Origin of the sequence: Serratia sp. CY47280 (assembly GCF_052168655.1) — a bacterium.
GTDB lineage: Bacteria > Pseudomonadota > Gammaproteobacteria > Enterobacterales > Enterobacteriaceae > Serratia > Serratia bockelmannii.
The window spans coordinates 864,056-878,437 of the sequence record NZ_JBJNMG010000002.1; the positions used below are offsets into that span (position 1 = coordinate 864,056).

The window sequence follows — 14,382 nt, forward strand, 5'->3', positions numbered from 1 at the left end:
TAAGAAAGGGCCGCTTAAGCGGCCCTTGTGCAAAGAAGCGTAAACCCGTTTCTTCTCGGAACATTGGCCTACCGGCCGATCGCCGGCTTCAGGTAAAGTAACGGAGTAAAGGGTTGATTGACCCGCACGGCGTCGCCCTGCGGTTAACGCATTTCATAAGGTATCTGGAATAATGAAAAAACTGTTAGTTGCCTGCTGTCTGCTTTCGGGATTCGCTTCTACCTCCGTGCTGGCCGATGCCGCACAGGATCTACAAAGTCGCCTGGCGAAGGTGAACAGTTTCCACGCCAGCTTCTCGCAAACCGTGACCAGCGCTGAAGGCGCCGCGGTGCAACAGGGTGAAGGCGAGCTGTGGGTGAAGCGGCCGAACCTGTTCAACTGGCACATGACGTCACCCGATGAGAGCGTGCTGGTTTCCGATGGCCAGACCCTGTGGTTCTACAACCCGTTCGTCGAGCAGGTGACGGCGACCTGGCTGAAGAACGCCACCGGCAATACGCCGTTTATGCTGATCACCCGCAATAACGCCAGCGACTGGAAGCAGTACAACGTGAAGCAAAAGGGCGATGATTTCGAATTGACGCCAAAATCCGCCAGCGGCAACCTGAAGCAATTCGCCATCAGCGTGACCAACAGCGGCACCATCCGCAGCTTTGCCGCGGTGGAGCAGGATGGCCAGCGTAGTGCTTATACGCTGAAAAGCCAGCAGAACGTTGCCGCCGATCCGGCCAAATTCAAATTTACCCCGCCGAAGGGGGTGACGCTGGACGACCAGCGCCAGTGAGGTGCAAGTGAGTAATAATCTGTCGCTCGATTTTTCCCAGAATGAGTTCCAGCCGTTGGCCGCGCGTATGCGGCCGACCACGCTGGCGCAGTATATCGGCCAGCAGCACCTGCTGGCCGCCGGCAAGCCGCTGCCGCGCGCCATCGAGGCCGGGCAGCTGCACTCGATGATTTTATGGGGGCCGCCGGGCACCGGGAAGACGACGTTGGCAGAGCTGATCGGCCGTTACGGTCAGGCGGATGTCGAACGGATCTCCGCCGTGACCTCCGGCATCAAGGAGATCCGCGAGGCGATCGAGCGGGCGCGGCAAAATCGCGACGCCGGCCGCCGCACCATCCTGTTCGTCGACGAAGTGCACCGCTTCAATAAGAGCCAGCAGGACGCTTTCCTGCCGCACATCGAAGACGGCACCATCACCTTTATCGGCGCCACCACCGAAAATCCGTCGTTCGAGCTGAACTCGGCGCTGTTGTCCCGCGCCCGCGTTTACCTGTTGAAGGCGCTGACCGCCGAAGATATCGGCCAGGTGCTGGATCAGGCGATGAGCGACAAGGCGCGCGGCTTTGGCAATCAGAACGTCGAGCTGCCCGCGGAAACGCGCCGCCTGCTGTCGGAGCTGGTGGGCGGCGATGCGCGCCGGGCGCTGAACAGCCTGGAAATGATGGCGGACATGGCGGAGATCGATGCCAAAGGCGTGCGGGTGCTGACGCCGGAGCTGCTCAAGGAGGTGTCGGGCGAGCGCAGCGCGCGCTTCGACAACAAGGGCGACCGTTATTACGACCTGATTTCCGCGCTGCATAAATCGGTGCGCGGTTCGGCGCCGGACGCGGCGCTGTATTGGTATGCGCGCATTATTACCGCCGGCGGCGATCCGCTCTATGTGGCACGCCGTCTGTTGGCGATTGCCTCTGAAGACGTGGGCAACGCCGATCCGCGCGGCATGCAGGTGGCGATCGCCGCCTGGGATTGCTTCACCCGCGTGGGGCCGGCAGAGGGCGAGCGCGCCATCGCGCAAGCGATTGTTTACCTGGCCTGCGCGCCGAAGAGCAACGCGGTCTATACCGCGTTCAAGGCCGCCATGCGCGACGCCAAAGAGCAGGCCGATTATGACGTGCCAGAGCACCTGCGCAACGCGCCGACCAAGCTGATGAAGGAGATGGGGCTGGGGGCGGAGTACCGCTACGCCCACGACGAACCCAACGCCTACGCCGCCGGTGAGAACTATTTCCCGCCCGAAATGGCCAAGACACGCTACTATCAACCGACCTCGCGTGGGCTTGAAGGGAAAATCGGCGAAAAGTTGGCATGGCTGGCTGAGCAGGATCAAAATAGCCCGACAAAACGCTACCGCTAGCGAGGCCGTTGCGGTAAGGTTAGCGGGTATCACTCTTCTTTTATGCGGCTATAAATCAGCCGCATAGAACAACAACACTTCTTTCAATAACAACAAGCACAGGATTAGCATGCTCGATCCCAATCTGCTGCGTAATGAGCTAGACGCAGTCGCCGTCAAACTGGCTCGCCGAGGCTTTAAACTCGATCTGGATCTGCTGCGTTCGCAGGAAGAACGCCGCAAAGTTCTGCAGGTAGAAACTGAAACGCTGCAAGCGGAACGCAACTCCCGATCGAAATCCATCGGCGCGGCCAAAGCGCGTGGGGAAGACATCGAGCCGCTGCGTCGCGAAGTGAACGAGCTGGGTGACAAGCTGGATGCCGCCAAGGCAGAGCTGGACACGCTGCAGAGCGAGATCCGCGATTACGCCTTGACGCTGCCTAACCTGCCGGACGACGCCGTGCCGGATGGTAAAGACGACAGTGAAAACCTGGAAGTCGCCTGCTGGGGCGAACCGCGCCAGTACGACTTCGCGGTGCGCGATCACGTCGATCTGGGCGAAATGTCCGGCGGGCTGGATTTTGCCGCCGCGGTTAAGCTGACCGGTTCGCGCTTCGTGGTCATGAAGGGGCAAATCGCCCGCATGCACCGCGCGCTGTCCCAGTTCATGCTGGATCTGCACACCGAGCAGCACGGCTACCTGGAGGCCTACGTGCCTTACCTGGTCAACCACGCCACGCTGTACGGTACCGGCCAACTGCCGAAGTTCGGCGAAGACCTGTTCCATACCCGTCCGCTGGAAGAAGAAGCCGACAGCAGCAACTACGCGCTGATCCCAACGGCGGAAGTGCCGCTGACCAACCTGGTGCGCGACGAGATCGTGGAAGAGGAATCTCTGCCGCTGAAGATGACCGCGCACACGCCATGCTTCCGTGCGGAAGCCGGTTCTTACGGCCGTGACACCCGCGGTTTGATCCGCATGCACCAGTTCGACAAGGTCGAAATGGTGCAGATCGTCCGTCCGGAAGATTCGATGGATGCCCTGGAAGAGCTGACCGGCCATGCGGAAAAAGTGCTGCAGCTGCTGAACCTGCCTTACCGCAAGGTGCTGCTGTGCACCGGCGACATGGGCTTCGGCGCCTGCAAGACCTACGATCTGGAAGTGTGGCTGCCGGCGCAGAACACCTACCGCGAGATCTCGTCCTGCTCCAACATGTGGGACTTCCAGGCGCGCCGCATGCAGGCTCGCTGCCGCAGCAAGGCCGACAAGAAGCCGCGTCTGGTCCACACGCTGAACGGTTCCGGCCTGGCGGTCGGCCGTACGCTGGTGGCGGTGCTGGAAAACTACCAGCAGGCCGACGGTCGCATTCAGGTGCCTGAAGTGTTGCGTCCTTATATGGGCGGCCTGGAATATATCGGCTAAACGGCAAACCACGAAAAAAGCGCCTGCGGGCGCTTTTTTTATGTCGAGAATTCAGCCCGTCGCCAGCGCATAAGCCTGTTGAATGTAGTCCGCCAGATGCTTGCTTTTCACCTCGTCGGGCGAGTGGAGCTTGATGTGCCGCCGATACTGGCCGCTGCCTTCGAGCTGGTGATAACGATCTTCCAATCGGTAGCCGTGGCCGAACTCCACCGTGACGTGGTGGCGATAGGCGAAAACGCCGCAGAAAAATTGGCTATGCGAGAACATGATGCCGCCGTATTTGACCGATTCGGTTACGCCGTTGCCGCTCGCCGCAGCAATCCGCCGCACCTGCTGCATAATGGCCAGCAGGTCACCTTGCGTGCTGCCGATGTCCGCCAGCAGGGCCTCTACCGCCGCATCATTTGCCTGACTCATCTTGCTTCTCCGTCGTCAAATTCGCTCTGCGCTGAGCATAGCGCTTTTTCAGCCGGTTAGCCGGAAACAAATCGTGCGGTGGAATGATAAGAGGCGATTGACTTTTTTATCGCCAGTGGCATGATGCGCGCACTCTCATTGCGCGTTCGGTCACAATTTCACTATGTCCGCATACTCCCGCCCAGTGCTCCTATTGCTCTGCGGCCTTTTGCTGCTCACGGTATCCATTGCCGTTTTGAATACGTTAGTGCCGCTTTGGTTAACCCATGCTCAGCTGTCAACCTGGCAGGTGGGAATGGTCAGCTCCTCTTATTTCAGCGGTAACCTGTTGGGCACGTTGGTGGCGGGCAAACTGATCCAGCGCGTCGGCTTCACCCGCAGCTATCATCTCTCTTGTTTGCTGTTCGCCGCCGCGACCGCCGGCATGGTGCTGTCGATCGATTTCTGGAGCTGGCTGGGCTGGCGCTTCTTCGCCGGCGTCGGTTGCGCCTGGATCTGGGTGATCGTGGAGAGCGCGCTTTTGCGCAGCGGCAATTTGAGCAACCGCGGCCAGCTGCTGGCGGCCTATATGATTGTCTATTACCTCGGTACGGTGACCGGCCAATTACTGTTGAGCATGACCTCGACCGAATTGCTGCATGTGGTGCCGTGGGTGACCGCGATCGTGATCAGCGCCATGTTGCCGATGTTGTTCGCGCGGGTAAACCGCCATGAAGACGAGCCGCAGCAGGCGGCGGTATGGACAATGTTGAGACGCCGCAGCGCGCGCCTGGGCATCAACGGCTGCATCATCTCCGGCATTGTGCTCGGTTCGCTGTATGGCCTGATGCCGCTGTATCTCTCTCATCAGGGCATGAGCGACGCTAACGTCGGTTACTGGATGGCGCTGTTGGTCAGCTCCGGCATCGTCGGCCAATGGCCGGTCGGGCGCCTGGCCGATCGTTACGGGCGCCTGCTGGTGCTGCGCATTCAGGTGTTCGTGGTGATCCTCGCCAGCGTGGCGATGCTCGGCAACTACGCCATGGCGCCTTCGCTGTTCATCCTCGGCTGCGCCGGCTTTACCCTGTATCCGGTGGCGATGTCCTGGGCCTGCGAGAAGGCGCTGCCGCATGAGTTGGTGGCGATGAACCAGGCGCTGTTGATGAGTTACACCATCGGCAGCCTGCTGGGCCCGTCGATGACGGCGCTGCTGATGCAAAACTACTCCGACCGTGTGCTGTTCGTGATGATCGCCGCCGTAGCGCTGGTTTACCTGCTGATGCTGCTGAAAAAGCAGAAGCCGGATCACCACCACACGCCGTTCGCCGCCGCCTGAGCATAAAAAAACCGGCCATGAGCCGGTTTTTTCTTTTGGCGTGCGCCAATCAGTAAATCACTTTGTGACCGTAGCTTTCCAGGATGCCTTTGACGCGATCCATGGTCTCGGCCTTCGGCGGATGTACGCCGTCCAGTTTGTACTCTTCCCCCATCGCTATCCATTTATGCTTGCCCAGTTCGTGGTAGGGCAGCAGCTCGATTTTCTCGATGTTGGTCATGTCCTTGGTGAACTCGCCCAGCAGGTGTGCCGATTTGTCATCATCTGACCAGCCCGGCACCACCACGTAACGGATCCAGGTGCGTTGGTTACGTTTCGCCAGGTAGCGGGCGAATTCCAACGTGCGGTGGTTGGAGACGCCGACCAGATTCTGGTGGATATCGTCGTTCATCTGTTTCAGATCCAGCATCACCAGATCGGTGGTGTCCAGCAACTCGTCGATCACCGGATCGTAGCGGCGCACGAAGCCATTGGTGTCCAGGCAGGTATTGATGCCTTCGGCATGGCAGGCGCGGAACCAGTCGCGCACGAATTCAGCCTGCAGGATCGCCTCGCCGCCGGACGCGGTGACGCCGCCACCGGAGGCGTTCATGAAGTGGCGGTAGGCCACCGCGTCTTTCATCAGCTCTTCGACGGTCACTTCTTTGCCGCCGTGGGTGTCCCAGGTGTCGCGGTTATGGCAATAGAGGCAGCGCATCAGGCAGCCCTGGAAGAAGACGATAAAGCGGATCCCGGGCCCATCGACGGTGCCGCAGGATTCGAAGGAGTGGATGCGACCAGTTACTGACATTGCGGGGTTTTCTCCAATATTGACTGTCAAACGCAGTCTAAAAATAGGCGCGTGGCCGCCGGCCAGGTATCTGCGATGCAGCAGCGGGTGGAGCCGCCACCGGGGGTAATGATGCCTGTCGGCCGGTCAGTTGCCGGATAACTGTTTTGCCGGCTATCCATTCAGTATAGATGTCCGGCAAAACAGACTCGCACAGAGTCAGGGGAGAGCGGTGGGAGAAAAGGGCCGGCAGAACCGGCCCTGTCGTTGGCACCGGGCGGTTTCCCGCCCGGTTGGCGTATTACATCGTTTGAGTGAAGGTACGAGTAATGACGTCCTGCTGTTGCTCTTTGGTCAGCGAGTTGAAGCGCACGGCGTAACCGGAGACGCGGATGGTCAGCTGAGGGTATTTCTCAGGATTTTCCATCGCGTCCAGCAGCATTTCACGGTTCATTACGTTGACGTTCAGGTGCTGACCGCCTTCGATGGAGGCTTCATGGTGGAAGTAACCATCCATCAGGCCTGCCAGGTTGGCTTTACGCACGTCGTCGTCTTTACCCAGCGCGTTAGGCACGATGGAGAAGGTATAAGAGATCCCGTCTTTCGCGTAGGCAAACGGCAGTTTGGCTACCGAGGTCAGGGAGGCTACTGCGCCTTTCTGGTCACGGCCGTGCATCGGGTTGGCGCCTGGGCCGAACGGTGCACCGGCGCGGCGGCCATCCGGGGTGTTACCGGTTTTCTTACCGTACACCACGTTGGAGGTGATGGTCAGTACGGACTGAGTCGGTACCGCGTTGCGGTAGGTGCGCAGTTTCTGAATTTTCTTCATGAAACGCTCCACCAGGTCACAGGCGATGTCATCGACGCGGGCGTCGTTGTTACCGAACTGTGGATACTCGCCTTCCACTTTAAAGTCGATAGCCAGGCCGTCTTCGTCGCGAATGGTGGTGACTTTCGCGTACTTGATGGCGGACAGGGAGTCGGCCGCAACGGACAGGCCGGCGATGCCGCAAGCCATGGTGCGATAAACGTCACGGTCATGCAGCGCCATCAGCGCAGCTTCGTAGCTGTACTTGTCGTGCATATAGTGAATGATGTTCAGCGCGGTCACGTACTGCTTGGCCAGCCAATCCATAAAGTGGTCCATGCGGGCCATGACTTTGTCATAGTCCAGCACTTCGTCCATCATCGGCGCTTCTTTCGGGCCGACCTGCATTTTCAGTTTCTCGTCAACGCCGCCGTTGATGGCGTAAAGCATGGTTTTCGCCAGGTTGGCGCGGGCGCCGAAGAACTGCATTTGCTTACCGACGATCATCGGGCTGACGCAACAGGCGATGGCGTAGTCATCGTTGTTGAAGTCAGGACGCATCAGGTCGTCGTTTTCGTACTGTACGGAAGAGGTGTCGATGGACACTTTCGCCGCGAATTTCTTGAAGTTCAGCGGCAGCTTCTCAGACCACAGGATGGTCATGTTCGGCTCCGGCGACGGCCCCATGGTGTACAGGGTGTTCAGGAAGCGGAAGCTGTTTTTGGTGACCAGGGTACGGCCGTCGACGCCCATACCGGCCAGGGATTCGGTCGCCCAGATTGGGTCGCCGGAGAACAGTTCATCGTACTCAGGGGTACGCAGGAAGCGCACCATACGCAGTTTCATCACCAGGTGGTCGATCAGTTCCTGCGCTTGCTCTTCGGTCAGTTTGCCCGCCTTGATGTCGCGTTCGATGAACACGTCGAGGAAGGTGGACACGCGGCCGAAGGACATGGCGGCGCCGTTCTGGGATTTCACCGCGGCCAGGTAGCCGAAGTAGGTCCACTGCACCGCTTCTTGGGCGCTGGTGGCCGGGCCAGAGATGTCGTAACCGTATTTGGCGGCCATCTCTTTGATCTGAGCCAGAGCGCGGTGCTGTTCAGCGATCTCTTCGCGTAGCTGGATGGTCATTTCCAGGTCTTCGCCGTTTTCCAGTTTTTCCTGCAGCGATTTGAACTGGTTCAGCTTGTCGGCCATCAGGAAGTCGATGCCGTACAGCGCCACGCGGCGGTAGTCGCCGATGATGCGGCCACGGCCGTAAGCGTCTGGCAGACCGGTCAGCACGCCGGATTTACGGCAGTTCAGGATGTCTTTGGTGTAAACGTCGAATACGCCCTGGTTGTGGGTTTTACGGTATTCGGTGAACACTTTTTTCAGCTGCGGATCCAGTTCGCGGCCGTACACTTTGCACGAACCCTCGACCATTTTGATACCGCCGAACGGGATCAGCGCGCGTTTCAGAGGGGCGTCGGTCTGCAGCCCCACGATGGTTTCCAGCTCTTTGGCGATGTAACCCGCGTCGTGAGAAACGATGGTTGAAGCAACGTTGGTGTCGAAATCAACCGGCGCGTGAGTGCGGTTTTCCAGTTTGATCCCTTCCATAACCTTGTCCCACAAGGTGGTGGTGGCTTGAGTAGCGCCAGCCAGGAAGGATTCGTCACCCTCATAAGGCGTGTAGTTTTTCTGGATGAAGTCACGAACGTTGACTTCATTCTGCCAGTCACCCTTGCTGAAACCTTCCCAAGCGTTGGCTAATTTCTCGTTAAGTTCGGTCATTGTACACCTACCTTTGATTGTGGATTTCTAACTCTGCGCGTGGTAACTCACAGCTTAGTGCTGCTCGCGGCCCCCGCGCAGATAAATTACCCAGTAAGTCAACCCAACCAGCAGACCGCCGCCGATGATGTTGCCGATGGTGACCGGAATCAGGTTGTCGATGATGAAGTTGCTTACTGTCAGATGAGCGAATTGCTCAGGTACCGCCCCTACGGCTTGCCAGAATTCCGGCGTGGCGAAGTGTTTGACCACGATGCCCATAGGGATCATAAACATGTTGGCGATGCTGTGTTCGAAGCCGCTGGCGACAAACATCCCGACCGGCAGCACCATGGCGAGCATCTTGTCGGTCAGGGTGCGGCCGGAGTAGCTCATCCAGACCGCCAGGCAGACCATCAGGTTGGCCAGAATGCCGAGGCACACGGCTTCGATAAAGGTGTGATGCAGCTTATGGTCTGCGGTTTGCAGGACATTCAGGCCCCACTGGCCGTTGGCGACCATATACTCGCCGGAGAACCAGATCAGCGCCACGAAGAACAGCGCGCCGATCAGATTGCCGAGATAAACGTTCAGCCAGTTGGCGCCCAGCTGGCCCCAGCTGATACGGCCGCTGGCCTTGGCGATGACGATGAGCACGGTAGAGGTGAACAGGTCGGCGCCCGACACCACCACCAGCATTAACCCGAGAGAGAAGCAGATGCCACCAACCAGTTTCGCCAGCCCGAAAGGCACGCCGGCGGTACCGGTGGTCGCCGTGATGTAGAAGACGAAGGCGATGGAAATGAAGACACCGGCGGTGATCGCCAAATAAAACGTTTTCAGCGGATGTTTGGTGGCTTTATACACGCCGGCATCTTCAGCGATTTTCGCCGTGGCCGCAGGTAAAATCAGATCGAAGGGGCTGTCAGTTTTCAAACTAACTCTCGCTCTTAAGGGTTAAAACAACGCAATGAGATACTAGCAAAGCAGTATAGGGGAAAATTTGATTTGGATCATAAGGCGGGGAAGTAGAGCGGCAAAATGACGTGTTTTTTGTGTGGTTTTTATGGTTAATTTATTGATTTTTAAGTAAAAACATTTTTTTAATGTTTGCAAAATTTTTTGAATTCACCGGGTAGACGGCGTAGGGTAAAGTTAAATTTTTAGGCGTTTTGTCGCCGCGCAGCGCTGAAAGTTTAATTATCGGTTAATTATTATTTCACCGTCCGGCAACAATTGACGGTTTATTTATTTTTATGGTCGTTTAACCGCCAATTTTCCCGCGAGAAAATAAAAGCGAATGCGTTGAAATACACCGCAAAAATGAAAACGCCGCAGCGAAGTGCGGCGTTTGGCAGCAGGGGTACTCCCAAAGTGGCAGTACCCCTGATGATGCTTAGGCCTTGGCCCAGTGGCGGCGTTTGGCCGCCTGCAGCTTCTCGTAGGCCGCCAGCAGCGCCTGGTGGGCCGGCAGCGCCTTCAGATCGGCATCGACGGCGAACAGCCCGTTGAAGCGCGCTTCACCGCTGATGGCGGCGGAGGCGGCGTCGACCGCTTCCTGGCCGTACATCTTCACGAACGCGGTGTAGTACTGCGCCGCTTCGCGTTCAGGCTCCTGCGCCAGCAGCAGCAGCGTTTGCAGGCAGCGGTAGTAGTTGCTGCGCGCCGGGCTCAGCACCGAGGCATTGAAGTCCTGCGTCCATTCGGTCCAGATCAGCGCCTGATCCAGATCGCCGCCCGCCAGCGCCAGCATCGACTTCAGCTCGCCCACGCGCAGGGTATGCCAGGCATTGTCTTTGCCGCTGGCAATGCCCAGCAGTTCGCGTACGCGGGTGAAGTCGTCCAGCCCTTCGTCGTCCAACTGCTCGATCAGCGCCAGGTACTCTTCCGGCTCCCACTCGCTGCCCGGCAGCGCCAGCAGCGTATCGCGCAGGTGCGCGCCCATGCTGTTGTTGGCCAGCAGCAGGTCTTCCGCCGGGTAAATGTCGGACATACTCGGCACGATGATGCGGCAAGCGTAGACGCCCAGGTGCTCGTAGTCGGCGATGTACACTTCCGCGTCTTCTTTGTCGAAGATGCTCATCAGGGTGGCGAACTCTTCCTGCGTGCTGCCGCTGAAGCTCCAGTCAACGAACGGATAGTCCGCATCCTGCTTGAACAGATCCCAGGAGATCAGGCCGCTGGAGTCGATGAAGTGCGTTTCCAGGTTGGTGTGTTCCGCCACTTCTTCGTCATCGAAGGTCGGTGCGGTGAACACGTCGAGATCTTTCAGGCTGCGGCCCTGCAGCAGCTCGGTTACCGTGCGCTCCAGCGCCACGCCGAAGTCCGGGTGCGCGCCGAACGAGGCGAAGCAGGTGCCGTTGGTCGGGTTGAACAGCACCACGCAGATTACCGGGTAGTTGCCGCCCAGCGAGGCATCATAGGAGAGGATCGGGAAACCTTCCTCTTCCAGTTTGGCGATGGCTTCCACCACGCCCGGATAGCGATTCAGCACTTCGTCCGGGATCGCCGGCAGGCTGATGGATTCGGCGATGATGCGGTTTTTCACATAGCGCTCGAACACTTCCGACAGGCCCTGCACCCGCGCTTCGTTGGCGGTGTTGCCGGCGGACATGCCGTTGGAAACATACAGGTTGCCGATGATATTCATCGGGATGTACACGGTTTGCTGGTCGGACTGACGGGTAAACGGCAGCGCACACACGCCGCGATCGGCGTTACCGGATTGCAGATCGACAAGATCGCTGGCGCTCAGCTCTTGTTGCGGATCGTAGAAGGCGTGCAGACGCTCGTCGAGGATGCCGGCCGGTAGCGTATCGTCCGCCGGGATCGGGAACCATTTCTCATTCGGGTAGTGCACGAAGTCGCCTTCGGCGATCTGCTTGCCCAGATAGAAATCGGCGAAGAAGTAGTTGGTGGACAGGCGCTCGAAATATTCACCCAGCGCGGAGGCCAGCGCGGCTTTTTTGCTGGCGCCTTTGCCGTTGGTGAAGCACAGCGGGCAATCGCGATCGCGAATGTGCACCGACCACACGTGCGGCACTGGATTCAGCCAGGAGGCTTCTTCGATGTTGAAACCGAGGTCGCTCAGTTTCTGCTGGAAACGGGCGATGGAGTCTTCCAGAGCGGCGTCTTTACCGGGGATAAAAGTTTGCGTCATTGTCTTCACTTTTTGCGCGTACTAAAAACGCGCAATGATACGGGGTTTTACGCTGGAGCTCCACGTATTCCTAAAGCGGTGGCAAAGTCACAGTTTTTTTAAGGATAAAGGCCATAATTCAGCGAGTTATCTGTCACGGAGAAATCTAATGAAATCAGTGAAACTCAGCGTGTTAATCCTCTTGTTGAGCGGCGTCAGCGCCTCGGCGCTGGCGCTGCCCAACATCACCCTGCTGGCGACCGGCGGCACCATCGCCGGTGGCGGCGATTCGGCGACGAAATCTAACTATACCGCGGGCAAGCTGGGTGTCGAGGCGCTGGTCGATGCGGTGCCGGCGCTGAAAGATATCGCCAACGTGCAGGGGGAGCAGGTGGTGAACATCGGCTCGCAGGACATGAACGATCAGGTCTGGCTGACGCTGGTGAAGAAAATTGACGCCGACTGCGGCAAAACCGACGGCTTCGTCATCACCCACGGCACCGATACGCTGGAAGAGACGGCCTATTTCCTCGATCTGACGGTGAAGTGCGACAAGCCGGTGGTGCTTGTCGGGGCGATGCGGCCGGCGACGGCGATGAGCGCCGATGGCCCGTTCAACCTGTATAATGCGGTGGTGACGGCGGCAGATCCGCAATCGGCCAACCGCGGGGTGCTGGTGGCGATGAACGACACCGTGCTGGACGCGCGCGACGTCACCAAGACCAATACCACCGCCGTGCAGACCTTCCAGTCGCCGAACTTCGGCCCGCTCGGGTATATCCACAACGGCAAGGTCGATTACCAGCGCTCACCGCAGCGCAAGCATACCCGTGATACGCCGTTCGACGTCAGCAAGCTGAACGAACTGCCGAAGGTCGGCATCGTCTACAACTACGCCAACGCCTCCGATGCGCCGGTCAAGGCGCTGATCGCCGAAGGGTACCAGGGCATCGTCAGCGCCGGGGTCGGCAACGGCAACCTGTATAAAACGGTGTTCGACACACTGGCGACGGCGGCACACAACGGCGTGGCGGTGGTGCGTTCTTCGCGCGTACCGACCGGCGCCACTACCGAAGATGCGGAAGTGGACGACGCCAAGTACGGCTTCGTGGCCGCTGGCACGCTGAATCCGCAAAAAGCGCGCATTTTGCTGCAGCTCGCGCTGACGCAAGCCAAAGGCGCGAAGCAAATCCAGCAGATGTTCAATCAGTACTGATCGTTTTCTCTCCTGCGGGGGCCGACCGGGTTCCCGCAGCCATCTCGGCTGAATACAGCATAAAGCACCGCGTTAACCCGCTGAATTTCCCCATGTCGCAGGGTTTTATCGTCCAAACAATCGCGATGGCCGCAGAGCCTGTCATCACCCGGCGCGACCGTTTGCCGCCGGCGGGCGAATAAGCGTTGCAGCCATGGGGCGTGAGTGATAAAACCGATGGGTTGGTTAACGCGAGCGTTAACTTCGGGCATCTTTTCGACAGGTCGCTTTTCTGCGGCGAACAGTGAATGTGGTGAGGGGAAATGACTCAGGTTTATAATTTTAGCTCTGGCCCGGCGATGCTGCCGGTGGAAGTGTTGCGTCGTGCGGAACAGGAACTGTGCAACTGGCACGGCCTGGGCACGTCAGTGATGGAAATCAGTCACCGCAGCAAAGAATTCATCGCCGTTGCCGAGCAGGCGGAACAGGATCTGCGCGATCTGCTGAAAGTCCCCTCCAACTATAAGGTGCTGTTTTGCCACGGCGGCGCCCGCGCACAATTTGCCGCGCTGCCGCTGAACCTGCTGGGCGACAAGGTCACCGCTGACTATATCGACGGCGGCTATTGGGCGCACAGCGCCATCAAGGAAGCAGAAAAGTATTGCACCCCGAACGTCATCGACGTGAAAACCCGCATCGACGGCCTGAGCGGCATCAAGCCGATGAAAGAGTGGCAACTCAGCGCCGACGCGGCCTATGTGCACTATTGCCCGAATGAGACCATCGACGGCGTGGCCATCGATGAAACGCCGGACTTCGGCGACAAAGTGGTGATCGGCGATTACTCCTCGACCATCCTGTCCCGCCCGCTCGACGTCAGCCGCTTCGGCGTGATTTACGCCGGCGCGCAGAAAAATATCGGCCCGGCCGGCCTGACGCTGGTGATCGTGCGTGACGATCTGCTGGGCAAGGCGCGCAAAGAAGTGCCGTCGATCCTCGACTACACCGTGCTGGCCGAGAACGATTCGATGTTCAACACCCCGCCGACCTTCGCCTGGTACCTGTCCGGGCTGGTGTTCAAATGGCTGAAAGAGCAGGGCGGCCTGGTGGAGATGCAAAAACGCAATCAGGCCAAGGCCGAGCTGCTGTACGCGACCATCGATAAATCCGACTTCTACCGCAGCCAGGTGGCGATCGCCAACCGCTCGTGGATGAACGTGCCGTTCCAACTGGCCGATGCGGCGCTGGACAAAGTGTTTCTCAGCGAAGCCGAGGCCATCGGCCTGCAGGCGCTGAAAGGCCACCGGGTAGTTGGCGGCATGCGCGCTTCTATTTACAATGCGATGCCGCTGGCCGGCGTGCAGGCGCTGACCGACTTCATGGCCGACTTCGAACGTCGTCACGGTTGATTCCGTCAGCCCGCCAGGCGCGGGCTGCCTCAGGC

11 protein-coding genes are annotated in these 14,382 nt (G+C 58.9%); 6 read left to right on the forward strand and 5 right to left on the reverse strand.

The window, feature by feature from the left end:
- Positions 1 to 172: 172 nt before the first annotated feature.
- The 3 genes from lolA (at position 173) to serS (ending at position 3,540) form a co-directional block, all read left to right on the forward strand.
- Positions 173 to 784, forward strand: coding sequence for an outer membrane lipoprotein chaperone LolA (gene lolA, locus ACJ8J4_RS13645; RefSeq protein ID WP_015377319.1), 612 nt, complete (start codon positions 173 to 175; stop codon positions 782 to 784).
- A 67-nt stretch (positions 785 to 851) separates the two neighbouring features.
- Positions 852 to 2,138, forward strand: a complete 1,287-nt coding sequence (locus tag ACJ8J4_RS13650) for a replication-associated recombination protein A (protein WP_049208098.1) — start codon at positions 852 to 854, stop codon at positions 2,136 to 2,138.
- Positions 2,139 to 2,247: 109 nt separating this feature from the next.
- A complete protein-coding gene (gene serS, locus ACJ8J4_RS13655) occupies positions 2,248 to 3,540 on the forward strand; it encodes a serine--tRNA ligase (RefSeq protein WP_197835371.1) in 1,293 nt (430 codons plus the stop codon).
- 51 nt (positions 3,541 to 3,591) lie between these two features.
- Here serS and ACJ8J4_RS13660 read toward each other — a convergent pair whose 3' ends face one another.
- Positions 3,592 to 3,957 carry a DUF1801 domain-containing protein gene (locus ACJ8J4_RS13660; RefSeq protein WP_025302271.1) on the reverse strand — a complete coding sequence of 122 codons (366 nt, stop codon included), beginning with the start codon at positions 3,955 to 3,957 and terminating at the stop codon, positions 3,592 to 3,594.
- Between the two features lie 163 nt (positions 3,958 to 4,120).
- Between ACJ8J4_RS13660 and ACJ8J4_RS13665 the strand changes: the two genes are divergently transcribed.
- Positions 4,121 to 5,272, forward strand: a complete 1,152-nt coding sequence (locus ACJ8J4_RS13665) for an MFS transporter (protein ID WP_004928291.1) — start codon at positions 4,121 to 4,123, stop codon at positions 5,270 to 5,272.
- A gap of 49 nt (positions 5,273 to 5,321) precedes the next feature.
- Here the strand turns inward: ACJ8J4_RS13665 and pflA are convergent, their stop codons facing one another.
- From pflA to ycaO, 4 genes are all read right to left on the reverse strand, one after another.
- Positions 5,322 to 6,062 carry a pyruvate formate lyase 1-activating protein gene (pflA, locus tag ACJ8J4_RS13670; protein ID WP_016928325.1) on the reverse strand — a complete coding sequence of 247 codons (741 nt, stop codon included), beginning with the start codon at positions 6,060 to 6,062 and terminating at the stop codon, positions 5,322 to 5,324.
- Positions 6,063 to 6,342: 280 nt separating this feature from the next.
- On the reverse strand, positions 6,343 to 8,625 hold the full coding sequence (pflB, locus tag ACJ8J4_RS13675) for a formate C-acetyltransferase (protein WP_004928286.1): 2,283 nt from the start codon (positions 8,623 to 8,625) through the stop codon (positions 6,343 to 6,345).
- Positions 8,626 to 8,679: 54 nt separating this feature from the next.
- The gene (gene focA / locus ACJ8J4_RS13680) at positions 8,680 to 9,540 is read right to left on the reverse strand and encodes a formate transporter FocA (RefSeq protein ID WP_060432816.1); all 861 of its coding nucleotides are present in this window, start codon (positions 9,538 to 9,540) and stop codon (positions 8,680 to 8,682) included.
- Between the two features lie 460 nt (positions 9,541 to 10,000).
- On the reverse strand, positions 10,001 to 11,764 hold the full coding sequence (gene ycaO / locus ACJ8J4_RS13685; protein WP_197835375.1) for a 30S ribosomal protein S12 methylthiotransferase accessory factor YcaO: 1,764 nt from the start codon (positions 11,762 to 11,764) through the stop codon (positions 10,001 to 10,003).
- 148 nt (positions 11,765 to 11,912) lie between these two features.
- Here ycaO and ansB point away from each other — a divergent pair, with 148 nt between their 5' ends.
- Together ansB and serC are read left to right on the forward strand one after the other, a co-directional pair.
- Positions 11,913 to 12,959 (forward strand): L-asparaginase 2, encoded by a 1,047-nt coding sequence (gene ansB / locus ACJ8J4_RS13690; RefSeq protein ID WP_197835377.1) that lies wholly within the window; start codon positions 11,913 to 11,915, stop codon positions 12,957 to 12,959.
- 302 nt (positions 12,960 to 13,261) lie between these two features.
- A complete protein-coding gene (gene serC, locus ACJ8J4_RS13695) occupies positions 13,262 to 14,347 on the forward strand; it encodes a 3-phosphoserine/phosphohydroxythreonine transaminase (RefSeq protein WP_025302275.1) in 1,086 nt (361 codons plus the stop codon).
- The last annotated feature ends 35 nt before the right edge of the window (positions 14,348 to 14,382 follow it).

Coding starts and splice junctions, on each gene's coding strand:
- lolA (WP_015377319.1), top strand. CDS start 173: ATGAAAAAACTGTTAGTTGCCTGCTGTCTGCTTTCGGGATTCGCTTCT.
- ACJ8J4_RS13650 (WP_049208098.1), top strand. CDS start 852: ATGCGGCCGACCACGCTGGCGCAGTATATCGGCCAGCAGCACCTGCTG.
- serS (WP_197835371.1), top strand. CDS start 2,248: ATGCTCGATCCCAATCTGCTGCGTAATGAGCTAGACGCAGTCGCCGTC.
- ACJ8J4_RS13660 (WP_025302271.1), bottom strand. CDS start 3,957: ATGAGTCAGGCAAATGATGCGGCGGTAGAGGCCCTGCTGGCGGACATC.
- ACJ8J4_RS13665 (WP_004928291.1), top strand. CDS start 4,121: ATGTCCGCATACTCCCGCCCAGTGCTCCTATTGCTCTGCGGCCTTTTG.
- pflA (WP_016928325.1), bottom strand. CDS start 6,062: ATGTCAGTAACTGGTCGCATCCACTCCTTCGAATCCTGCGGCACCGTC.
- pflB (WP_004928286.1), bottom strand. CDS start 8,625: ATGACCGAACTTAACGAGAAATTAGCCAACGCTTGGGAAGGTTTCAGC.
- ycaO (WP_197835375.1), bottom strand. CDS start 11,764: ATGACGCAAACTTTTATCCCCGGTAAAGACGCCGCTCTGGAAGACTCC.
- ansB (WP_197835377.1), top strand. CDS start 11,913: ATGAAATCAGTGAAACTCAGCGTGTTAATCCTCTTGTTGAGCGGCGTC.
- serC (WP_025302275.1), top strand. CDS start 13,262: ATGACTCAGGTTTATAATTTTAGCTCTGGCCCGGCGATGCTGCCGGTG.